Below are 17,203 nucleotides of genomic sequence, written 5' to 3' on the forward strand. Positions count from 1 at the left end.
TCTGTCTGATATCGGGCGCAACGCTTCTGCGCTGCGCAGGGTTAATCGTCGAGGCGCTCTTCCAGCTGGCGCACTTCCTGTGACAATTTGTCGAGGAATTGCATACGGCGCACCAGCCGCTCCGCCTCTTCGCGCTGCGAGTCGTCCTGCCAGATAGGCGCGAACGATTCGTTCAACGCATGCTGAGCCGACTTGAGGCGCGCCTTGAAGGAAGCGATGCCGGCGAAATCCGCATCGTCTTGCAGCTCTTCGAGCTCCTCCCGCCATTGCATCTGCTGCATCAGGAACGCTGGGTCCTGAACCGTTGCCTCCAGCGGCATCTCTCGCCCCTGCAGCGTAAGCAGATAGCGAGCCCGGCGCGAAGGGGTTTTCAGCGTCTGATAGGCCTCGTTCAGATTCGCCGAGCGCTCAATGGCGTACCGCTGCTCCGTCTCACCCGCATCGGCGAACCGATCAGGGTGAACCTTGCGGGCGAGCTCGCGATAACGAGACGAAAGCATGTCCAGATCGAGATCGAACGCGGGCTGCAATTCGAACAGCGCAAAGTGACAAAGAGTTCCCACAGCGTCCTCAGATATTGAAGCTCTCGCCGCAGCCACATTCGCCACGGACGTTGGGATTGTTGAACTTGAAGCCTTCGTTCAACCCCTCGCGGACGAAGTCGAGCTCCGTCCCATCGAGGTACACCAGGCTTTTCGGATCGATGATGACTTTCACGCCGTGGCTGTCGAAGATCGAATCTTCCGCAGCCGCCTCATCGACGAATTCCAGGACATACGCCAGGCCGGAACACCCGGTGGTGCGCACCCCCAACCGAACGCCAAGGCCCTTGCCGCGCCCTTCCAACGAACGGCGTACGTGATTGGCTGCGGCAGTCGTCATGCTGATAGCCATCGATACCCCCTTAGGCCTGAGGCAACCCTTTCTTCTCACGGTAGTCGCGAACGGCCGCCTTGATTGCGTCCTCCGCCAACACCGAACAGTGAATTTTCACCGGCGGCAACGCCAGCTCTTCAGCCAGCTGGGTGTTCTTGATGGTTTCCGCCTCCTCCAGCGTCTTGCCCTTCATCCACTCAGTGGCGAGGGAGCTCGAGGCAATGGCCGAGCCGCAGCCATAGGTCTTGAACTTGGCATCTTCGATGATGCCCTGCTCGTTGACCTTGATCTGCAAGCGCATCACGTCGCCGCACGCAGGCGCGCCGACCATACCGGTACCGATGGAAGGATCCTCAGCGTCGAACTTGCCGACGTTGCGGGGATTTTCGTAATGGTCAATGACCTTGTCACTGTATGCCATGGTGCAATCCTCATTGAATCAGGCTATGTGGAACTCGACGGATCAGTGGGCAGCCCACTCGACCTTGGAGATGTCGACGCCATCCTTGAACATGTCCCACAAGGGTGAAAGCTCACGCAATTTGGTAACCGCCTCGCTGACCTTCTGCGCGGCGTAATCAACTTCTTCTTCGGTGGTGAAGCGGCCGAAATTGAAACGGATCGAGCTGTGCGCCAGCTCATCGTTTCGACCGAGTGCACGCAATACGTAGGACGGCTCCAGCGAAGCGGACGTGCACGCTGAACCAGAGGAAACCGCCAGGTCCTTGAGCGCCATGATCAGCGACTCGCCCTCGACGTAGTTGAAGCTCAGGTTCAGGTTGTGCGGCACCCGGGAGGTCATGCTGCCGTTCACGTACAGTTCTTCCAGATGCTCGACCTGCTTGAAGAAACGGTCACGCAGCTTGGCGATGCGCTCGCTCTCCGCTGCCATTTCTTCCTTGGCAATGCGGAAAGCCTCGCCCATGCCCACCGACTGGTGCGGTGCAAGCGTACCCGAACGCATACCGCGCTCATGGCCGCCACCATGCATCTGGGCTTCGAGGCGCACACGCGGCTTGCGACGCACATACAACGCTCCGACACCTTTGGGGCCATATGTCTTGTGCGCCGAGAATGACATCAAATCGACCTTCATCTTTTCCAGATCGATTTCGACCTTGCCGGTTGATTGAGCGGCATCGACATGGAACAGCACACCACGCGCACGGGTCAGTTCGCCGATGGCCGCGATGTCGTTGATCGTGCCGATCTCGTTGTTCACATGCATGATGGACACCAGCACTGTGTCGTCACGCAGCGCAGCCTCGACCATCGCCGGGGTGATCAAGCCGTCTTCGCCCGGCTCGATATAGGTCACTTCAAAACCTTCACGCTCCAGCTGGCGAGCCGTATCCAGAACCGCCTTGTGCTCGATCTTGCTGGTAACGATGTGCTTACCTTTGGACGCGTAAAAGTGGGCAGCACCCTTGATTGCGAGATTGTCCGACTCGGTCGCCCCCGAGGTCCAAACGATTTCACGGGGATCGGCGTTGACCAGTTCAGCCACCTGGCGGCGAGCATTCTCAACCGCCTCCTCGGCGCGCCAACCAAAGGCATGGGACCGCGATGCCGGATTACCGAAGTTACCTTCGGCGGTGAGGCACTCGATCATTTTCTCGGCAACGCGAGGATCGACCGGCGTGGTAGCTGAATAATCCAGGTATATCGGCAACTTCATCAGGTATCTCCTATCAGGCTGTCGTCCTGCTCACTCGACGGCGGACGCTTCAATCTTATCCAGTTGCGAGGTCTGACCATTGGCGCGACGCATGTCCTGGCGCAGAGCCACTTCCTGAACCTCGCGACGCATCACCAGATCCGCCAGACTGATACCGCTGAGAAACTCATGGATCTGCTGGCTCAAATCGCACCACAGGTGATGGGTCAGGCAGGTATCGCCCGAATGGCAATCGCCCAGCCCTTGGCAACGAGTGGCATCGACCGACTCGTTGACCGCATCGATTACTTGCGCCACCTGAATGCCCGCCATCTCGCGGGACAACTGATAACCGCCACCCGGGCCTCGGACGCTGGTTACCAGGCTGCCACGGCGCAGCTTGGCGAACAGTTGTTCAAGGTAAGAAAGGGAGATGCCTTGCCGCTCGGAAATATCCGCAAGGGACACCGGCCCGTGCTGCGCATGCAGCGCAAGGTCGAGCATCGCAGTAACGGCGTAACGGCCTTTGGTAGTCAGTCGCATCGGTTCGCACCAAGCATCATGGTTTGAGGCAAGTATGCAATACCCGACTATTTACATCAACTATAAGACCTATCGAATTACTCGGACTTTCGCCGTAGGCGATAGGAGAACGCAGGACCAAACGCCACCGCGCCAGTTGGAGGTCACGCATGATAGCAGCACGCTCCGCTTGCCGCACTTCAGGCGCGCGGCTCATCGCCCACGCTCTTGACCTCGGCGAAATCTTCCTCGCGCAATTCGGGCATACGCTTGGCACAGTAATCGCTGCCCAGTGCAGTCAACGCCTGGCACATGCCCTCCATACGCTCTTCGACTGCCTGGACGTGATCGAGTAGCTGACCGATCGCCCGCGCCACCGGGTCAGGCATGTCTTCGGTCACGCCATAGGCGTCGAAGCCGATCTTCTCAGCAATCGCCTTGCGCTTGGCCTCCTGCTCGTCGTCCGCCTTGACGATCACCCGACCCGGAATCCCGACCGCAGTAGCGCCAGCCGGGACCGCACGCGTTACCACGGCATTGGAGCCGACCTTGGCACCCGCGCCCACGGTAAATGGCCCGAGAATCTTCGCCCCGGCACCGACGATCACCCCATCTTCGAGGGTTGGATGGCGCTTGCCCTTGTTCCAGCTGGTGCCACCGAGCGTGACGCCATGATAGAGCGTCACGTCATCGCCGATCTGCGCCGTCTCGCCAATCACGATTCCCATCCCGTGATCGATGAAGAAGCGACGACCGATCTGCGCCCCCGGATGGATCTCGATTCCGGTCAGCCAGCGCGCCAGGTTCGAATTCATTCGCGCGAGCCACTTGCAGTCGTTCCGCCACAGCCAGTGCGACACCCGATGAAACCAGACCGCATGCAATCCCGGATAGCAGGTAACAATCTCGAACGCGTTACGCGCCGCCGGATCGCGATGAAATACGCTCTGAATATCTTCGCGCATGCGTTCGAACATCAATCAGATCTCCGCTTGTGGGGTTCGCCGCGGACGGCTTTCTGGGTTTCGGTGAGAATGCCACGCAGGATATTCATTTCCAGCTTGCTGATACCGCTGCGACCGTAAAGCCTGCGCAAGCGAGGCATAAGGTGCCGCGGCTTTGCCGGATCGAGAAAACCGATCTCGATCAGGGTTTGTTCGAGATGCCCGTAGTAATGCTCCAGCTCGTCGGCCGTCACCGGCTGCGCATTGAGCATCGAGGTGGTTTCGAGCTTCTCCTGCTTGCTGGGCTGATCGTTTGCCGCAAGCCAGGCCATGCGCACCTCGTACGCAAGCACCTGTACCGCGGCCGCGAGATTCAACGAGCTGAACTGCGGATCCGAGGGTATGTGCACATGGTACTGGCAGCGTTGCAGCTCCTCGTTGGTCAGCCCTGCGTATTCGCGGCCGAACACCAGCGCGACCTCCCCTCCACGCTCGACCTGCTCCAGGCAGACCGAACCGGTTTCGCGAGGATCGAGCAGCGGCCAGGGAATACGCCGATCGCGCGCACTGGTTCCCAATACGAGGCTGCACCCCACCAACGCCTCCTCCAGCGTCGCAACGACTTGCGCGGAATCGAGAATATCCGTCGCACCCGAGGCGCGGGCAACGGCATCAGGACTCGGGAAATCTTCTGGGTCGACCAGGACCAGACGGGACAGACCCATATTTTTCATGGCCCTGGCCGCGCCACCGATGTTACCGGCATGGCTGGTATTGACCAGCACCACGCGAATGTTCTGAAGCGACACTGTTGTTCTCGACCAAAAAGCAAAACGAAAGCTTACAGGAAGGCCTTGCGCCTTCGCCATTGCCACCCCGGCGACCTTCAAGCCCATAACACCCGGACGAGCTTTCTGATAGAATTGCCGGCTTTCTTTAAACGACCAGGTATTTGATCGATGCAGCCCATGCTGAATATCGCGCTGCGCGCCGCCCGTAGCGCTGGCGAAATGATTGTTCGTTCCACCGAGCGCCTGGACGTGATCTCGGTTAGCGAAAAGGACGCGCGCGATTACGTCTCGGAGATCGACCGCAGCGCAGAACAGCTCATCGTTGCCGCATTGCGCAAGGCCTACCCGAACCACGGCATCCTCGGCGAGGAAGGCGGGTTACTGGAAGGCAGCGGCGACGGCAAGGATTACCTGTGGGTGATCGACCCGCTGGACGGCACGACCAATTTCCTCCGCGGCGTCCCGCATTACGCGGTCAGCATCGCCTGCAAATACCGAGGCCGACTCGAGCACGCGGTGGTCCTCGACCCGGTGCGCCAGGAAGAATTCACCGCAAGCCGTGGCCGCGGCGCCGCGCTTAATGGACGCCGCCTGCGCGTCAGTACCCGCAAGAGCCTGGAAGGCGCGCTGCTGGGTACTGGGTTCCCATTCCGCGATGGCCAGATGGACAACCTCGACAGCTACCTGAACATGTTCCGCAGCCTGGTCGGGCAAACGGCGGGATTGCGTCGCGCCGGCGCCGCCAGCCTGGATCTCGCCTACGTGGCAGCCGGTCGTTACGATGCATTCTGGGAGTTCGGCCTGTCCGAATGGGACATGGCTGCAGGCGCCCTGCTGATCCAGGAAGCCGGCGGATTGGTCAGCGACTTCAGCGGCAGCCACGAATTCCTCGAGAAGGGTCAGATCGTGGCGGGCAACACCAAGTGCTTCAAGGCGGTGCTGACTGCCATCCAGCCGCACCTGACGCCTTCGATGAAGCGCTGAGGCAACAGATCAGACGAAAAAAAACGCCCGAAAGGGCGTTTTTTTAGCCAACCAACTTACTGCTGAGTCAGCACCAGCTGGCCATCGCGAAGTGGAATCTGGCTACCCGGATCCCGATCCATACGGACCGTACTGACGGCACCATTCAGTTGGTATTTGACGTCATAGCCAACCACTTTGTCGTGGCTGTCGGTGACCGTGTTGCAGCGGGTTTCGGTCGTGGTGTAGGTGTCATTGGCCTGCATACGGCCTTGCACCTGATTGCCAGCGTAGCCACCCCCGACCGCGCCGACCACCGTGGCGATCTTCTTGCCATTGCCGCCACCGACCTGATTCCCTAACAAACCGCCGACTACCGCGCCCACGGCGGTACCGGCAATGCGATTGGAATCCTGCACGGGCTTCTGCCGTGTCACGGTTACCTCGCGACAGACCTCGCGCGGCGTCTTGATGGTTTCCTTGACCGGCTCCACCGCCAATACTTCAGCGAACTTCGGTCCCCGATCGACCAGGGTATAGGTGGCGAACGCTCCACCAGCCGTGACAACCACAGCCCCCAGGACACTACCAACCAGCATCGACTTGTTCATGCCTTTTCCCTCTTCTGACGAGCCAGGCTCGCGGCGCCCGTTAGGCATCGCGAGCCGCCAGAAGTTCAGACGCTCAGGGAAGCTCGTCGACTTCCTCGACAACAGGCGGGATCAAGTCGTCGCGCGTGAGCCTCAACCAGACCAGCAGCATTCCGGCCACATACACCGACGAGTAGGTGCCCGCGCCCACGCCTATCAACAGCGCCAGCGAGAAGCCCCACAGGTTCTCACCACCGAAGACCATCAGCGCGCCGACCGCCAGCAGAGTGGATACCGAGGTCGCCAGGGTACGCAGCAAGGTTTGCGTGGTGGAAATGTTGATGTTTTCCAACAGCTCGGCCTTGCGCAGGACTCGGAAGTTTTCACGAATCCGGTCGAAGATCACGATGGTGTCGTTGAGCGAGTAACCGATGACCGCTAGCACGGCCGCCAGCACTGTGAGGTCGAAGGAGATCTGGAACAGCGAGAAGACGCCCAACACCAGGATCACGTCATGGAACAGCGAGAGCACCGCGCCCAAGCCGAACTTCCACTGAAAGCGGAAGGCGACATAGACGAGGATGCCGCCCAGCGCGAGCAGCATGCCCAACCCACCTTGATCACGCAGCTCCTCGCCCACGGCAGGTCCGACGAACTCGACGCGCTTGACGGTGACAGCCGCAGCATCGTCGCCACTGCGCAACGCCTCGGCGATGCGCTCACCGAGCATGGGGTCGTCGCCAGGCATTCGCACCAGTACGTCGGTCGTAGCGCCGAAACTTTGTACAACCGCAGCCCCGAAGTCGGCATTGGACAGCTGAGCGCGAACCTGATCCAACGCCACCGGCTTCTCATAGGACAGCTCGATCAGCGTCCCTCCGGTGAAATCCAGACCAAAGTTGAGCCCCTTGACCGCCAGGCTGGCGAGCGAGGCAAGCGTCAACACGACGGTCATGGCAAACGCCAGATGACGCACGCCCATGAAGTTAATTACGCGTTTCATCGAGCTAGCCCCTTAAATCCACAATTTCTTGAGATCGCGGCCACCGTAGATCAGGTTGACCATGGCGCGAGTCACGATGATGGCAGTGAACATGGAGGTGATGATGCCGAGCGAGAGCGTTACGGCGAAGCCCTTGATCGGCCCTGTCCCCATGGCGAAAAGGATGCCCCCTACCAGCAGCGTGGTCAGGTTGCCGTCGACGATCGCCGAGAACGCCCGATCGAAGCCTTCATGTATTGCCCGCTGAATGGCCATGCCGTTGGCGATCTCTTCACGAATGCGCGAAAAGATCAGCACGTTGGCGTCGACCGCCATACCCATGGTCAGCACGATCCCGGCGATACCCGGCAAGGTCAGCGTTGCACCCAGCATCGACATCAGCGCGGTCAACACCACCATGTTGAACAGCAACGCAATCGTGGCCAGAAGGCCGAAAAATTTGTAGATCAGCACCATGAACACCGCCACGAAGAGGAAGCCCCACAACGCAGCGTTGATGCCCAGGTCGATGTTCTCGGCGCCCAGGCTCGGACCGATGGTGCGCTCCTCCGCAAAGTACATTGGCGCCGCCAGGCCACCGGCGCGCAGCAGTAGCGCCAGCTCGGACGACTCGCCCTGCCCATCGAGACCGGTGATGCGGAATTGGCTACCCAGCGCGGACTGGATGGTCGCCAGGCTGATGATCTTCTTCTCTTCCTGGAACGTCTCGACGCGAACCTCCTGCTCGACGCCATCCACCATCTGCTTCACGTAGCGGGTGGTCGGGCGTTGCTCGATGAAGATCACTGCCATGCTGCGACCAACGTTGCTGCGCGTCGCTCGGTTCATCAGGTCGCCGCCGTGACCATCGAGACGAATGTTGACCTGCGGGCGGCCATTTTCATCGAAGCTGGCCTGCGCATCGGTCACCTGGTCACCGGTGATGATCAGGTTACGCTCCAGCTGCACGGGCGGACGCCCCTGCTCGCGAAACTCGAAGGTCTCGGTGGTCGCGCGCGGCGCATCCGCCTCGGCAGCCAGGCGAAACTCGAGGTTGGCCGTCTTGCCGAGGATACGCTTCGCCTCGGCCGTGTCCTGCACACCCGGGAGTTCGACGACGATACGGTTGGCGCCCTGACGCTGAACCAGCGGCTCGGAAACCCCGAGTTCATTGACACGGTTGCGCACGGTGGTCAGGTTCTGCTTGATCGAGTATTCGCGAATTTCGGCAAGCTTCGCTTCGGTGATCGCCAGACGCAGAACCTGCTGGCCATTGCGCTCGCTGGTCGTCAGATCGAAGTCATTGAAGTTCTTGCGAATCAGCGCCTGAGCCGCCGACAAGGTCGCCTCGTCAGCGAAACCGAGCTGAATGGCGCTGTCGGCCTGGGGCAAGCTGCGATAACGGACGCGCTCTTTGCGCAGCAGCGATTTCACCTCACCCTCGTATACATTGAGGCGGGTCTCGACGGCCTTGTCCATGTCGACTTCCAGCAGGAAGTGCACACCGCCCGACAAGTCCAGACCAAGCTTCATCGGGCTTGCCGCCAGGCTACGCAGCCATTCCGGCGTGGTCGGGGCCAGATTGAGCGCAACCACGTAGGCGTCACCCAAAGCCCGACGCACCACGTCCTTTGCCGGCAGCTGATCATCCTGATCGACCAGGCGCAAGAGCCCACCCCGACCTTGCTCGTCCAGGCTCGTCGCCTTGACTTCGATACCCGCATCGGCAAGCGCCTTGCTGGCACGATCAAGGTCGGCCTCGGTGACGTTGAGCGACGTCGTCGCCCCGGTGATCTGCACCGCTGGGTCATCGGGATAAAGATTGGGCGCCGAATAAATGCAGGCAATGCCAAGCACCACCACTATCAGCAGGTATTTCCAGAGGGGGAATCTATTGAGCATGACGCAGCCCGTGTAATGACGCGGGGCGCCTTGCGCGCCCCGTCGTTGGTGTTGAGTGTTAGTCAGCTCAGATGGCTTTCAACGTGCCCTTAGGCAGCGTTGCGGCGATCGCCACTTTCTGGAACTTCAGCTCCACCGAATCGGAAACCTCGATCACGACGAAGTCATCCGAAACCTTGGTGACCTTGCCGGCGATACCGCCGGAGGTGACCACTTCGTCACCCTTCTGCAGGCCGCCGATCAGATTCTTGTGCTCCTTGGCACGCTTGGCCTGCGGACGCCAGATCATCAGATAGAAGATGACCAGGAAGCCGACCAGAAACAGCCACTCGAAACCGCTACCAGCGGGACCGGCGGCAGCCTCTTGGGCGTAGGCGGCGGGAATCAGAAAGCTCATGTAGCACTCCTGTTGCAGGGATCAGTTAGTTATGGATTCGTCACGCAAGCGGCGGGGTTGGCAGGCCGCGCTTGGCATAGAAGGCGTCGACAAAGGCTGCCAATGTACCCTGTTGGATAGCATCGCGTAAACCAGCCATGAGCCGCTGATAATGTCGCAAATTGTGGATCGTATTCAGCATGCTGCCGAGCATTTCACCGCATTTGTCCAGGTGGTGCAGATAGGCGCGCGAGAAGTGCCGACAGGTATAGCAGTCGCATCCGACTTCCAGCGGAGCCTCGTCGAAGCGGTGCACGGCATTGCGGATCTTGACCACCCCGCTATCGGTAAACAAATGACCATTGCGTGCGTTGCGGGTCGGCATCACGCAATCGAACATGTCCACGCCGCGGCGCACGCCCTCGACCAGGTCTTCCGGCTTGCCCACCCCCATCAGGTAGCGCGGCTTGTCGGCCGGCATCTGTGGCGGGAGGAAATCGAGCACGCGAATCATCTCTTCCTTGGGCTCACCGACCGAGAGCCCGCCAATGGCCAGACCGTCGAAACCGATCTCGCAGAGCCCTTCCAGCGAGCGCATCCGTAGCGACTCGTGCATGCCGCCCTGAACGATGCCGAACAGCGCCGCCGGACTATCACCGTGCGCGGCCTTGGAGCGCTTGGCCCAGCGCAAGGACAATTCCATCGAGCGCCGCGCGACGTCTTCTTCCGCCGGGTAAGGGGTGCACTCATCGAAGATCATGACAATGTCAGAGCCCAGATCGCGCTGCACCTGCATCGACTCTTCGGGGCCCATGAACACCTTGGCGCCATCGACCGGAGAGGAGAAATAGACCCCCTCCTCCTTGATCTTGCGCATCGCACCGAGGCTGAACACCTGAAAGCCACCGGAGTCGGTGAGGATCGGCCCTTGCCATTGCATGAAATCATGCAGGTCACCGTGTGCCTTGATTACCTCGGTGCCGGGCCGCAACCAGAGATGAAAGGTATTGCCCAGAATGATCTGCGCTCCGATCCCCTCGACGTCGCGCGGCAGCATACCTTTCACCGTACCGTAGGTGCCTACCGGCATGAACGCCGGTGTTTCCACCGTACCGCGCGGAAAGGTCAAGCGCCCACGACGCGCTCGCCCCTCGGTTGCAAGCAGCTCGAAGGACATATGGCAGGTACGACTCATTGGGAATCCTCGGGGCCACGCGGGGCCGGATTGCGTGTGATGAACATGGCATCACCGTAGCTGAAGAAGCGATAACCCTCGGCGATGGCCTCGGCGTAAGCGGCCATGGTTTCCGGGTAGCCGGCAAATGCGGAAACGAGCATCAACAGAGTGGATTCGGGCAAATGGAAATTGGTGACCAGAGCATCGACCACATGGAAGGGCTTGCCTGGGTAAAGAAAGATGTCGGTCTCGCCGCTGAAGGCTTTGAGCACGCCGTCGCGCGCCGCACTTTCCAGCGAGCGCACGCTGGTGGTGCCGACCGCCACCACCCGACCGCCACGTGCGCGACAGGCTGCCACGGCATCGACAACACCTTGCCCGACCTCAAGCCACTCTCGGTGCATATGATGCTCTTCGATGCGCTCGACGCGCACCGGCTGGAACGTGCCCGCGCCCACATGCAGCGTCACGAACGCTCGCTCGACACCCTTTTCCTGCAGCGCCGCCAATAGCGGTTCGTCGAAATGCAATCCCGCGGTCGGCGCAGCCACCGCACCGGCACGCTGTGCATAAACGGTCTGGTAGCGCTCCCGGTCTGCACTTTCGTCCGGACGATCGATATAAGGAGGCAAAGGCATGTGCCCGACGCGGTCAAGCAACGGCAGCACATCTTCATCGAATTCCAGCTCGAACAGCGCCTCATGGCGCGCCAGCATCAACGCTTGGCCGCCACCGTCGATGTGTATCCTCGTGCCCGGCTTCGGCGACTTGCTCGAACGGACATGTGCCAACACTCGGCGCCCATCGAGCACGCGCTCTACCAGCACTTCGAGTTTGCCACCGGTATCCTTCTGGCCGAACAAGCGCGCCGGAATGACGCGGGTATCGTTGAACACCATGAGATCGCCGGGGCGCAGGTAGTCGAGCAGCTCGGCGAAACGGTGATGCTCCAACCGACCGCTAGGACCATCGAGCACCAGCAGACGGCTGGCGCGGCGCTCGGGCAGCGGATGACGAGCGATCAACGAATCGGGTAGCTCAAAGGAAAAATCGGAGACTTGCATCGAAAAAGATCAGCGCGGGGCTTCGGGGGCGCAAAGCTTAGCGGAAACACCTCATTCTGACCACGCCAGGTGATTGACCGCCCAGCATCGCATCCCTATACTGCGCGCCCACTGTGCCTCGATGGCGGAATCGGTAGACGCAGCGGATTCAAAATCCGCCGTTGGTAACAACGTGAGAGTTCGAGTCTCTCTCGAGGCACCATGAATCAGTACCCATAGACAGTCGAGAGTCTCTGGGACAGGGGAACCGCACAGCAGTAGCGGCATCACCCCATAGCGACAGATGCCTCCAGGCATCGGATAGACCCAAGACTCCAGCGAGTCGCGTGCCAGAACCCCGGTGGCTTCCTCCGCCCGCCTCTGGCGCTAGCGGTAAACAAGCGAATCAGCAGCACCGAAGACGCCAAACAGGCGCCACACATAGTGGACAACTCCATGACTCCGAGGGCTTGGCATCGGCCGACGAGTTATCGTAGAGTGTGCCCACTGTGTTTGCATGGGTCGCCGTTGAATCGTGACCTGATGCAGTAGATCTTCAGATCCGCTACATCCCGTTCGACTCTTTACTCCTTGCAACCAGTTTCCGCCTGCTGTGCTATGCAGCGGCGTTTCCACTATTGAGTTTCAAGGATACAACGCTATGTCGAATCGTCAGAACGGTACCGTCAAGTGGTTTAACGACGAGAAAGGTTTTGGTTTCATCACTCCTGAAAGCGGTCCGGATCTGTTCGTGCACTTTCGCGCGATCGAAGGCAACGGCTTCAAGAGCCTGAAAGAAGGCCAGAAGGTCAGCTTCATCGCTGTGCAAGGGCAAAAAGGCATGCAGGCTGACCAGGTTCAAATCCAGGAATAAGCCCTGTTCCGAAAAGCCCCTGATGCCATCATCAGGGGCTTTTTTATGCGCGCGATTCCGTAGAATGCGCGGCTGCATTCCAACGAGACTCCACGCATGAGCAACCATCAGCTAACCCCTCAGGGCCAGTTCCCCGCCGCCGGCCTGCTCCGCCGGCTCGCCGCCCTGTTCTACGACTCGCTTCTGTCGATCGCCCTGATGATGGTCGTTACGCTGTTCTACCAACAGGTCATTCTGCGCGCCCTGTACGGCGGCGAGGCGCTCAAGCGCCTGGCTGAGTCTGGCGGCCTGGATATAGACCCGATTCTTTCGACGCTTCTGCTATTTACCGTCTTCGCCTTCTTTGCCAAGTTCTGGACGCATAATGGCCAGACGCTTGGCATGCAGGTCTGGGGCGTACGGATACAGAATGCCGACGGGACGGCCATCGACCTCTGGCAGGCTCTGCTGCGCTTCCTGCTCGCGATCGTGTCGTGGCTCGCCCTGGGCCTGGGCTACTGGTGGATGCTCTGGGACAAGCAGCATCGCACCTGGCACGACATCTATTCAGAAAGCCAGGTCGTTCAGCTGCCGAAAAACATCCACAAGAAATGACGCAAGGGGCGGATCGCCGCCCCTCTGCCAGGCACCCGGTCAGCCGGCCCGCCGTAACAGCAAGATGCCGGCCAGTGCACAGATGGCCGCCGGCACCGCCACGGCCAGCAACGGAGAAAAGCCGAAGACCTGACTGGCCGGACCCAGCAAGTCCTGCAGGATGCGGAATACGAAGCCGACGATGACGCCAGTGAAGATCCGCTGCCCAAGCGTGACCGAGCGCAGCGGCCCGAAAATGAACGAGATGGCCAACAGAACCAGCGCGACCGTTACGACTGGCTGCAGCACCTTGGTCCAGAACGCCAGCCAGTAGCGACCATTATTCAAACCCTGCTCGCCAAGGTAATGGATATAACGCCATAGCCCCGTGACGGACAGGGCATCCGGCTCCATCACCACCGTACCCACCAGCTGAGGCGTCAGCTGCACGTCCCAATGCTCTTCGGCCGCCTTCGTCACCTCGGTGTGATCACCTTTGAACAGGGTCGTGGAGACATCGCTGAGCAGCCACTGGTCTCCTTCGTAACGACCGCGACGGGCAAAGCTTGCCGACAACAGCTGACGCTGTTCATCGAAACGATACCGGGTGACGCCCAGCAGTACGCCGCTCGGCTGTACCGCATTGATATGAACGAACTCATCACCCTGGCGGTGCCAGAGACCGCGCTTGCTGCTTTGCGCCTCACCGGCGCCCTGGGCTGCGGAGCGGTTGGCCTGTGCGATGTTTTCGCTCCAGGGCGCCACGTATTCGCCGATCAGCACACCGACCAGCATCAGCGCCAGCATCGGTTTCATTACTGCCAGCACGATTCGCCCGAGCGAGACACCCGCGGCGCGCATGATGGTCAGCTCACTGCTACTGGCAAGGGTGCCCAAACCGACCAGACAACCAATCAGCGCGGCCATCGGCAACATCTCGTAGATCCGCGCCGGCGTCGTCAGCAACACGTAAACCGCGGCATTCAGCGTGCTGTAGCTGCCTTTGACGTCACCGAGTTCGTCGATGAAGGCGAACAACAGTGCGAGGCCGACGATAACGCCCAGGACGGTGAGAATCGCCAGCAGTACATGGCTGCCTATATAACGATCGAGCTTACGCATGAGCACCTCCCGACCTGGCTCGGTACTTGTCGAAAGCCAGCCTCAGCGGTTCCCAGTACAGCATCAGCATTCCTATCGAAAAAAAGATTCCGTGCACCCACCACAGCCCCAGGGACGGGGGAATTCGCCCCTTGTCCAGCGAGCCGCGGGCCGCGATAAGCAGCGTCAGGTAAGCCATGTACAACAGAATGGCAGGCAGCAACTTGAGGAAGCGCCCCTGACGAGGATTCACCTTCGACAGCGGCACGGCCAATAGCGTGACGATGAACACCAGCAGCGGAAGCGACAGCCGCCACTGCAGCTCGGACTGCAAGCGAACGTTATCGCTGCCGAACAGCTCGCGGGTCGGCATCGCCTCGCGCGCGCTCAGCTCGACGCTGACCTCAGGCTTGGGCAACAACACCCCGTAGGTGTCGTACTGGATTGCCCGGTAGTTGGCCTGGCCCGGATTACCATCGTAGCGATAACCGTTTTCCAGAATCAGATAGCGACTGCCATCGGGCTGGATTTCCTGACGCCCGCTTTCAGCAACCAGCACGGAGAGCCCGCGCTTTTCCCCGGTGGCACCGGAGAGATTGGTTTCGGAAATGAACACACCGGAAAGCTCGGTGCGGTCGGCGGTCAGCTCGCGGGTGTAGGTCACGCGGGTTCCGTCACGCAGCGTCTGGAAACGGCCAGGCACCAGCGTGTCGAACTCGGTCAACGAGTCCTGCTCGTTGAGGATGCGATCGACTTCAGCCACACCCTGTGGAGCCAGTCCGAGGCTGAGCCAGCCAACCAGGCCTGCAACCAGCGCAGCCGGTGCCAGGCTGTACGCGAGTAGTCGACGCTGACTCATGCCCGTGGCGGACAGAACGGTCATTTCGCTATCGAGATAGAGTCGTCCGTAGGCCAGCAGAATGCCGAGAAACAGCCCCAGCGGGAGAATCAACTGAAGGAAGCCCGGCAAGCGGAACCCCATGATCATCAGCAATACACCCGGATCGAGAAGCCCCTGCGCCGCCTGCGCCAGGTATTTGATGAAACGGCCACTCATGATGATCACAAGCAGGACGGCACTCACCGCACTCAAGGTCACCAGCAACTCACGGGACAGATAACGAAAGACGATCAAACCGGACACTCCAGGGTTGTCAGGCTCCGGCGGCTACGCTCAAACTAGCCGCCAATAGCCGGTCCGCCCGCAACAGGACGCTGGGGTGTCACAGCACTTCCCCAACGCCCCGGTGGTCGAACCACCGGAAAACAAGCCCGGCATTATCCTGCAAACCCGACTCTTTGTCTTGGGGACTCGACGCCATGGAATTTGTTGTAAAAAACACCAAAGCCGCCGCAGCGAAAACGGCCACGCTGGTTTTGCCCGTCAGTGAAAACCAACAGCTGGGCCCCGTTGCGCAAAGCGTGGACCAGGCCAGCGGCGGTGTTATCAGCACCATACTCAAGCGCGGTGATCTGTCCGGCAAGCCGGGCCAGACCTTGTTGCTGCACAGCGTGCCTGGCCTCAAGGCCGATCGCGTTTTGCTCGTCGGCACAGGCAAGACGGGCGAACTCGATGCGCGTCAATGGCGCAAGGCGGCGGGCGCCGCGCTAGGCGTACTCAAGGGTCTGGGCGGCGGCGATGCCACCTTCGCGGTGCAGGACGTGCAGGTCAACGACCGTGACACCTATGCCCGCGCCCGCATGCTGGTCGAAGTACTGGCCGACGGTCAGTACCTGTTCGAGCAGTTCAAGAGCAAAAAGAACGACAGCTCCAAGCTTGGCAAGATCACCCTCCTCTGCGACAAGGCCGACCAGGCGCAGACCGAACAGGCGACCCGCCACGCCACGGCAATCACCGCCGGCATGAGCTTCGCGCGCGACCTCGGCAACCTGCCGCCGAACGTCTGCCACCCGAGCTATATGGCGGACCAGGCCAAGCAGCTGGGCAAGGCGTTCAAAGGATTGAAGGTCGAGGTTCTCGACGAGAAGAAGCTGCGCGAACTCGGCGCTGGTGCGTTTCTCGCGGTTTCTCAGGGCAGCGCCCAACCCGGCTGCATCGTCGTCATGCAATACAACGGCGGCAAGAAAGGCGAGCAGCCCTACGCCCTGGTCGGCAAAGGCATTACCTTCGACACTGGCGGGATCAGCCTCAAGCCCGGCCTGGGCATGGACGAGATGAAATACGACATGTGCGGCGCCGCCAGCGTGCTTGGTACCTTCCGTGCCGCGCTGGAGCTCCAGTTGCCCATCAACCTCGTCGGCCTGCTCGCCTGCGCGGAGAACATGCCCAGCGGCAACGCCACCCGCCCCGGCGACATCGTCACCACCATGAGCGGGCAGACCGTCGAGATTCTCAATACCGACGCCGAAGGGCGTCTGGTGCTGTGCGACACGCTGACCTACGCCGAACGTTTCAAGCCACGCGCCGTGATCGACGTCGCCACGCTGACCGGTGCCTGCATCGTTGCGCTGGGCAGCCAGACCTCGGGCCTGCTGGGCAACAACGACGAACTGCTGCAACAAGTATTGGGCGCCGGCCAGAAGGCCGACGATCGCGCCTGGCAGTTGCCGCTGTTCGACGAGTACCAGGAGCAGCTCGACAGCCCCTTTGCCGATATCGCCAACATCGGCGGTCCCAAGGCCGGCACCATTACCGCAGCCTGCTTCCTCTCGCGGTTCACCAAGGACTTCGCCTGGGCACACCTGGACGTAGCCGGTACCGCCTGGATCAGCGGTGGCAAGGAGAAAGGTGCAACGGGCCGCCCCGTTCCCCTGCTGACTCAGTACTTGCTGGACCGAGCCGAGCAGGCATGAGCCAGACGAGCGGAATCC

The 17,203-nt window shown here is 60.7% G+C and carries 19 protein-coding genes and 1 tRNA gene; 5 read left to right on the forward strand and 15 right to left on the reverse strand.

Annotated features, from left to right (window positions below; translation table 11 throughout):
• Positions 1-41: 41 nt before the first annotated feature.
• The 7 genes from hscB to trmJ all read right to left on the reverse strand — a co-directional run bounded on the left by hscB (position 42) and on the right by trmJ (position 4,868).
• Positions 42-563 carry a co-chaperone HscB gene (gene hscB, locus KVO92_RS07015; protein ID WP_217474888.1) on the reverse strand — a complete coding sequence of 174 codons (522 nt, stop codon included), beginning with the start codon at positions 561-563 and terminating at the stop codon, positions 42-44.
• A 7-nt stretch (positions 564-570) separates the two neighbouring features.
• Positions 571-894: an iron-sulfur cluster assembly protein IscA gene (gene iscA / locus KVO92_RS07020; RefSeq protein ID WP_217474889.1), complete on the reverse strand. Its 324-nt coding sequence runs from the start codon at positions 892-894 to the stop codon at positions 571-573.
• A 10-nt stretch (positions 895-904) separates the two neighbouring features.
• Positions 905-1,297 carry a Fe-S cluster assembly scaffold IscU gene (gene iscU, locus KVO92_RS07025; RefSeq protein WP_021209491.1) on the reverse strand — a complete coding sequence of 131 codons (393 nt, stop codon included), beginning with the start codon at positions 1,295-1,297 and terminating at the stop codon, positions 905-907.
• Positions 1,298-1,339: 42 nt separating this feature from the next.
• The gene (locus KVO92_RS07030) at positions 1,340-2,554 is read right to left on the reverse strand and encodes an IscS subfamily cysteine desulfurase (protein WP_217474890.1); all 1,215 of its coding nucleotides are present in this window, start codon (positions 2,552-2,554) and stop codon (positions 1,340-1,342) included.
• 30 nt (positions 2,555-2,584) lie between these two features.
• Positions 2,585-3,076 carry a Fe-S cluster assembly transcriptional regulator IscR gene (gene iscR / locus KVO92_RS07035; RefSeq protein ID WP_021209493.1) on the reverse strand — a complete coding sequence of 164 codons (492 nt, stop codon included), beginning with the start codon at positions 3,074-3,076 and terminating at the stop codon, positions 2,585-2,587.
• A gap of 179 nt (positions 3,077-3,255) precedes the next feature.
• Positions 3,256-4,032 carry a serine O-acetyltransferase gene (gene cysE / locus KVO92_RS07040; protein ID WP_217474891.1) on the reverse strand — a complete coding sequence of 259 codons (777 nt, stop codon included), beginning with the start codon at positions 4,030-4,032 and terminating at the stop codon, positions 3,256-3,258.
• Positions 4,032-4,868: a tRNA (cytosine(32)/uridine(32)-2'-O)-methyltransferase TrmJ gene (trmJ, locus tag KVO92_RS07045; protein WP_254621304.1), complete on the reverse strand. Its 837-nt coding sequence runs from the start codon at positions 4,866-4,868 to the stop codon at positions 4,032-4,034. Before trmJ ends, cysE begins: the two co-directional genes overlap by 1 nt.
• 90 nt (positions 4,869-4,958) lie before the next feature.
• On the opposite strand from trmJ, the gene suhB reads away from it, so the two are divergent.
• Positions 4,959-5,774, forward strand: a complete 816-nt coding sequence (gene suhB, locus KVO92_RS07050; protein WP_217474893.1) for an inositol-phosphate phosphatase — start codon at positions 4,959-4,961, stop codon at positions 5,772-5,774.
• 56 nt (positions 5,775-5,830) lie between these two features.
• Here suhB and KVO92_RS07055 read toward each other — a convergent pair whose 3' ends face one another.
• The 6 genes from KVO92_RS07055 to queA all read right to left on the reverse strand — a co-directional run bounded on the left by KVO92_RS07055 (position 5,831) and on the right by queA (position 11,844).
• A complete protein-coding gene (locus KVO92_RS07055) occupies positions 5,831-6,364 on the reverse strand; it encodes a glycine zipper 2TM domain-containing protein (RefSeq protein ID WP_102847373.1) in 534 nt (177 codons plus the stop codon).
• A gap of 73 nt (positions 6,365-6,437) precedes the next feature.
• Positions 6,438-7,346: a protein translocase subunit SecF gene (secF, locus tag KVO92_RS07060; RefSeq protein WP_217474894.1), complete on the reverse strand. Its 909-nt coding sequence runs from the start codon at positions 7,344-7,346 to the stop codon at positions 6,438-6,440.
• A gap of 12 nt (positions 7,347-7,358) precedes the next feature.
• On the reverse strand, positions 7,359-9,227 hold the full coding sequence (gene secD, locus KVO92_RS07065) for a protein translocase subunit SecD (RefSeq protein ID WP_217474895.1): 1,869 nt from the start codon (positions 9,225-9,227) through the stop codon (positions 7,359-7,361).
• Positions 9,228-9,294: 67 nt separating this feature from the next.
• Positions 9,295-9,624 (reverse strand): preprotein translocase subunit YajC, encoded by a 330-nt coding sequence (gene yajC, locus KVO92_RS07070; protein ID WP_021209500.1) that lies wholly within the window; start codon positions 9,622-9,624, stop codon positions 9,295-9,297.
• Positions 9,625-9,664: 40 nt separating this feature from the next.
• Positions 9,665-10,780, reverse strand: coding sequence for a tRNA guanosine(34) transglycosylase Tgt (gene tgt, locus KVO92_RS07075; protein ID WP_217475446.1), 1,116 nt, complete (start codon positions 10,778-10,780; stop codon positions 9,665-9,667).
• Between the two features lie 14 nt (positions 10,781-10,794).
• Positions 10,795-11,844, reverse strand: a complete 1,050-nt coding sequence (gene queA / locus KVO92_RS07080; RefSeq protein WP_217474896.1) for a tRNA preQ1(34) S-adenosylmethionine ribosyltransferase-isomerase QueA — start codon at positions 11,842-11,844, stop codon at positions 10,795-10,797.
• 115 nt (positions 11,845-11,959) lie between these two features.
• On the opposite strand from queA, the gene KVO92_RS07085 reads away from it, so the two are divergent.
• From KVO92_RS07085 to KVO92_RS07095, 3 genes are all read left to right on the forward strand, one after another.
• Positions 11,960-12,046 (forward strand) — tRNA-Leu (locus KVO92_RS07085).
• A 438-nt stretch (positions 12,047-12,484) separates the two neighbouring features.
• Positions 12,485-12,697, forward strand: coding sequence for a cold-shock protein (locus KVO92_RS07090; RefSeq protein ID WP_014853413.1), 213 nt, complete (start codon positions 12,485-12,487; stop codon positions 12,695-12,697).
• Positions 12,698-12,793: 96 nt separating this feature from the next.
• Positions 12,794-13,291 (forward strand): RDD family protein, encoded by a 498-nt coding sequence (locus KVO92_RS07095; RefSeq protein ID WP_217474897.1) that lies wholly within the window; start codon positions 12,794-12,796, stop codon positions 13,289-13,291.
• A 39-nt stretch (positions 13,292-13,330) separates the two neighbouring features.
• Here KVO92_RS07095 and lptG read toward each other — a convergent pair whose 3' ends face one another.
• Positions 13,331-14,392, reverse strand: a complete 1,062-nt coding sequence (gene lptG / locus KVO92_RS07100) for an LPS export ABC transporter permease LptG (RefSeq protein ID WP_217474898.1) — start codon at positions 14,390-14,392, stop codon at positions 13,331-13,333.
• Entirely contained in the window at positions 14,385-15,506 is a 1,122-nt protein-coding gene (gene lptF, locus KVO92_RS07105) for an LPS export ABC transporter permease LptF (protein WP_217474899.1), read from the reverse strand. Before lptF ends, lptG begins: the two co-directional genes overlap by 8 nt.
• A 185-nt stretch (positions 15,507-15,691) precedes the next feature.
• On the opposite strand from lptF, the gene KVO92_RS07110 reads away from it, so the two are divergent.
• The gene (locus tag KVO92_RS07110) at positions 15,692-17,185 is read left to right on the forward strand and encodes a leucyl aminopeptidase (RefSeq protein WP_217474900.1); all 1,494 of its coding nucleotides are present in this window, start codon (positions 15,692-15,694) and stop codon (positions 17,183-17,185) included.
• Positions 17,186-17,203: the final 18 nt, after the last annotated feature.

Origin of the sequence: Stutzerimonas stutzeri, assembly GCF_019090095.1 — a bacterium.
Lineage (GTDB): Bacteria > Pseudomonadota > Gammaproteobacteria > Pseudomonadales > Pseudomonadaceae > Stutzerimonas > Stutzerimonas stutzeri_AN.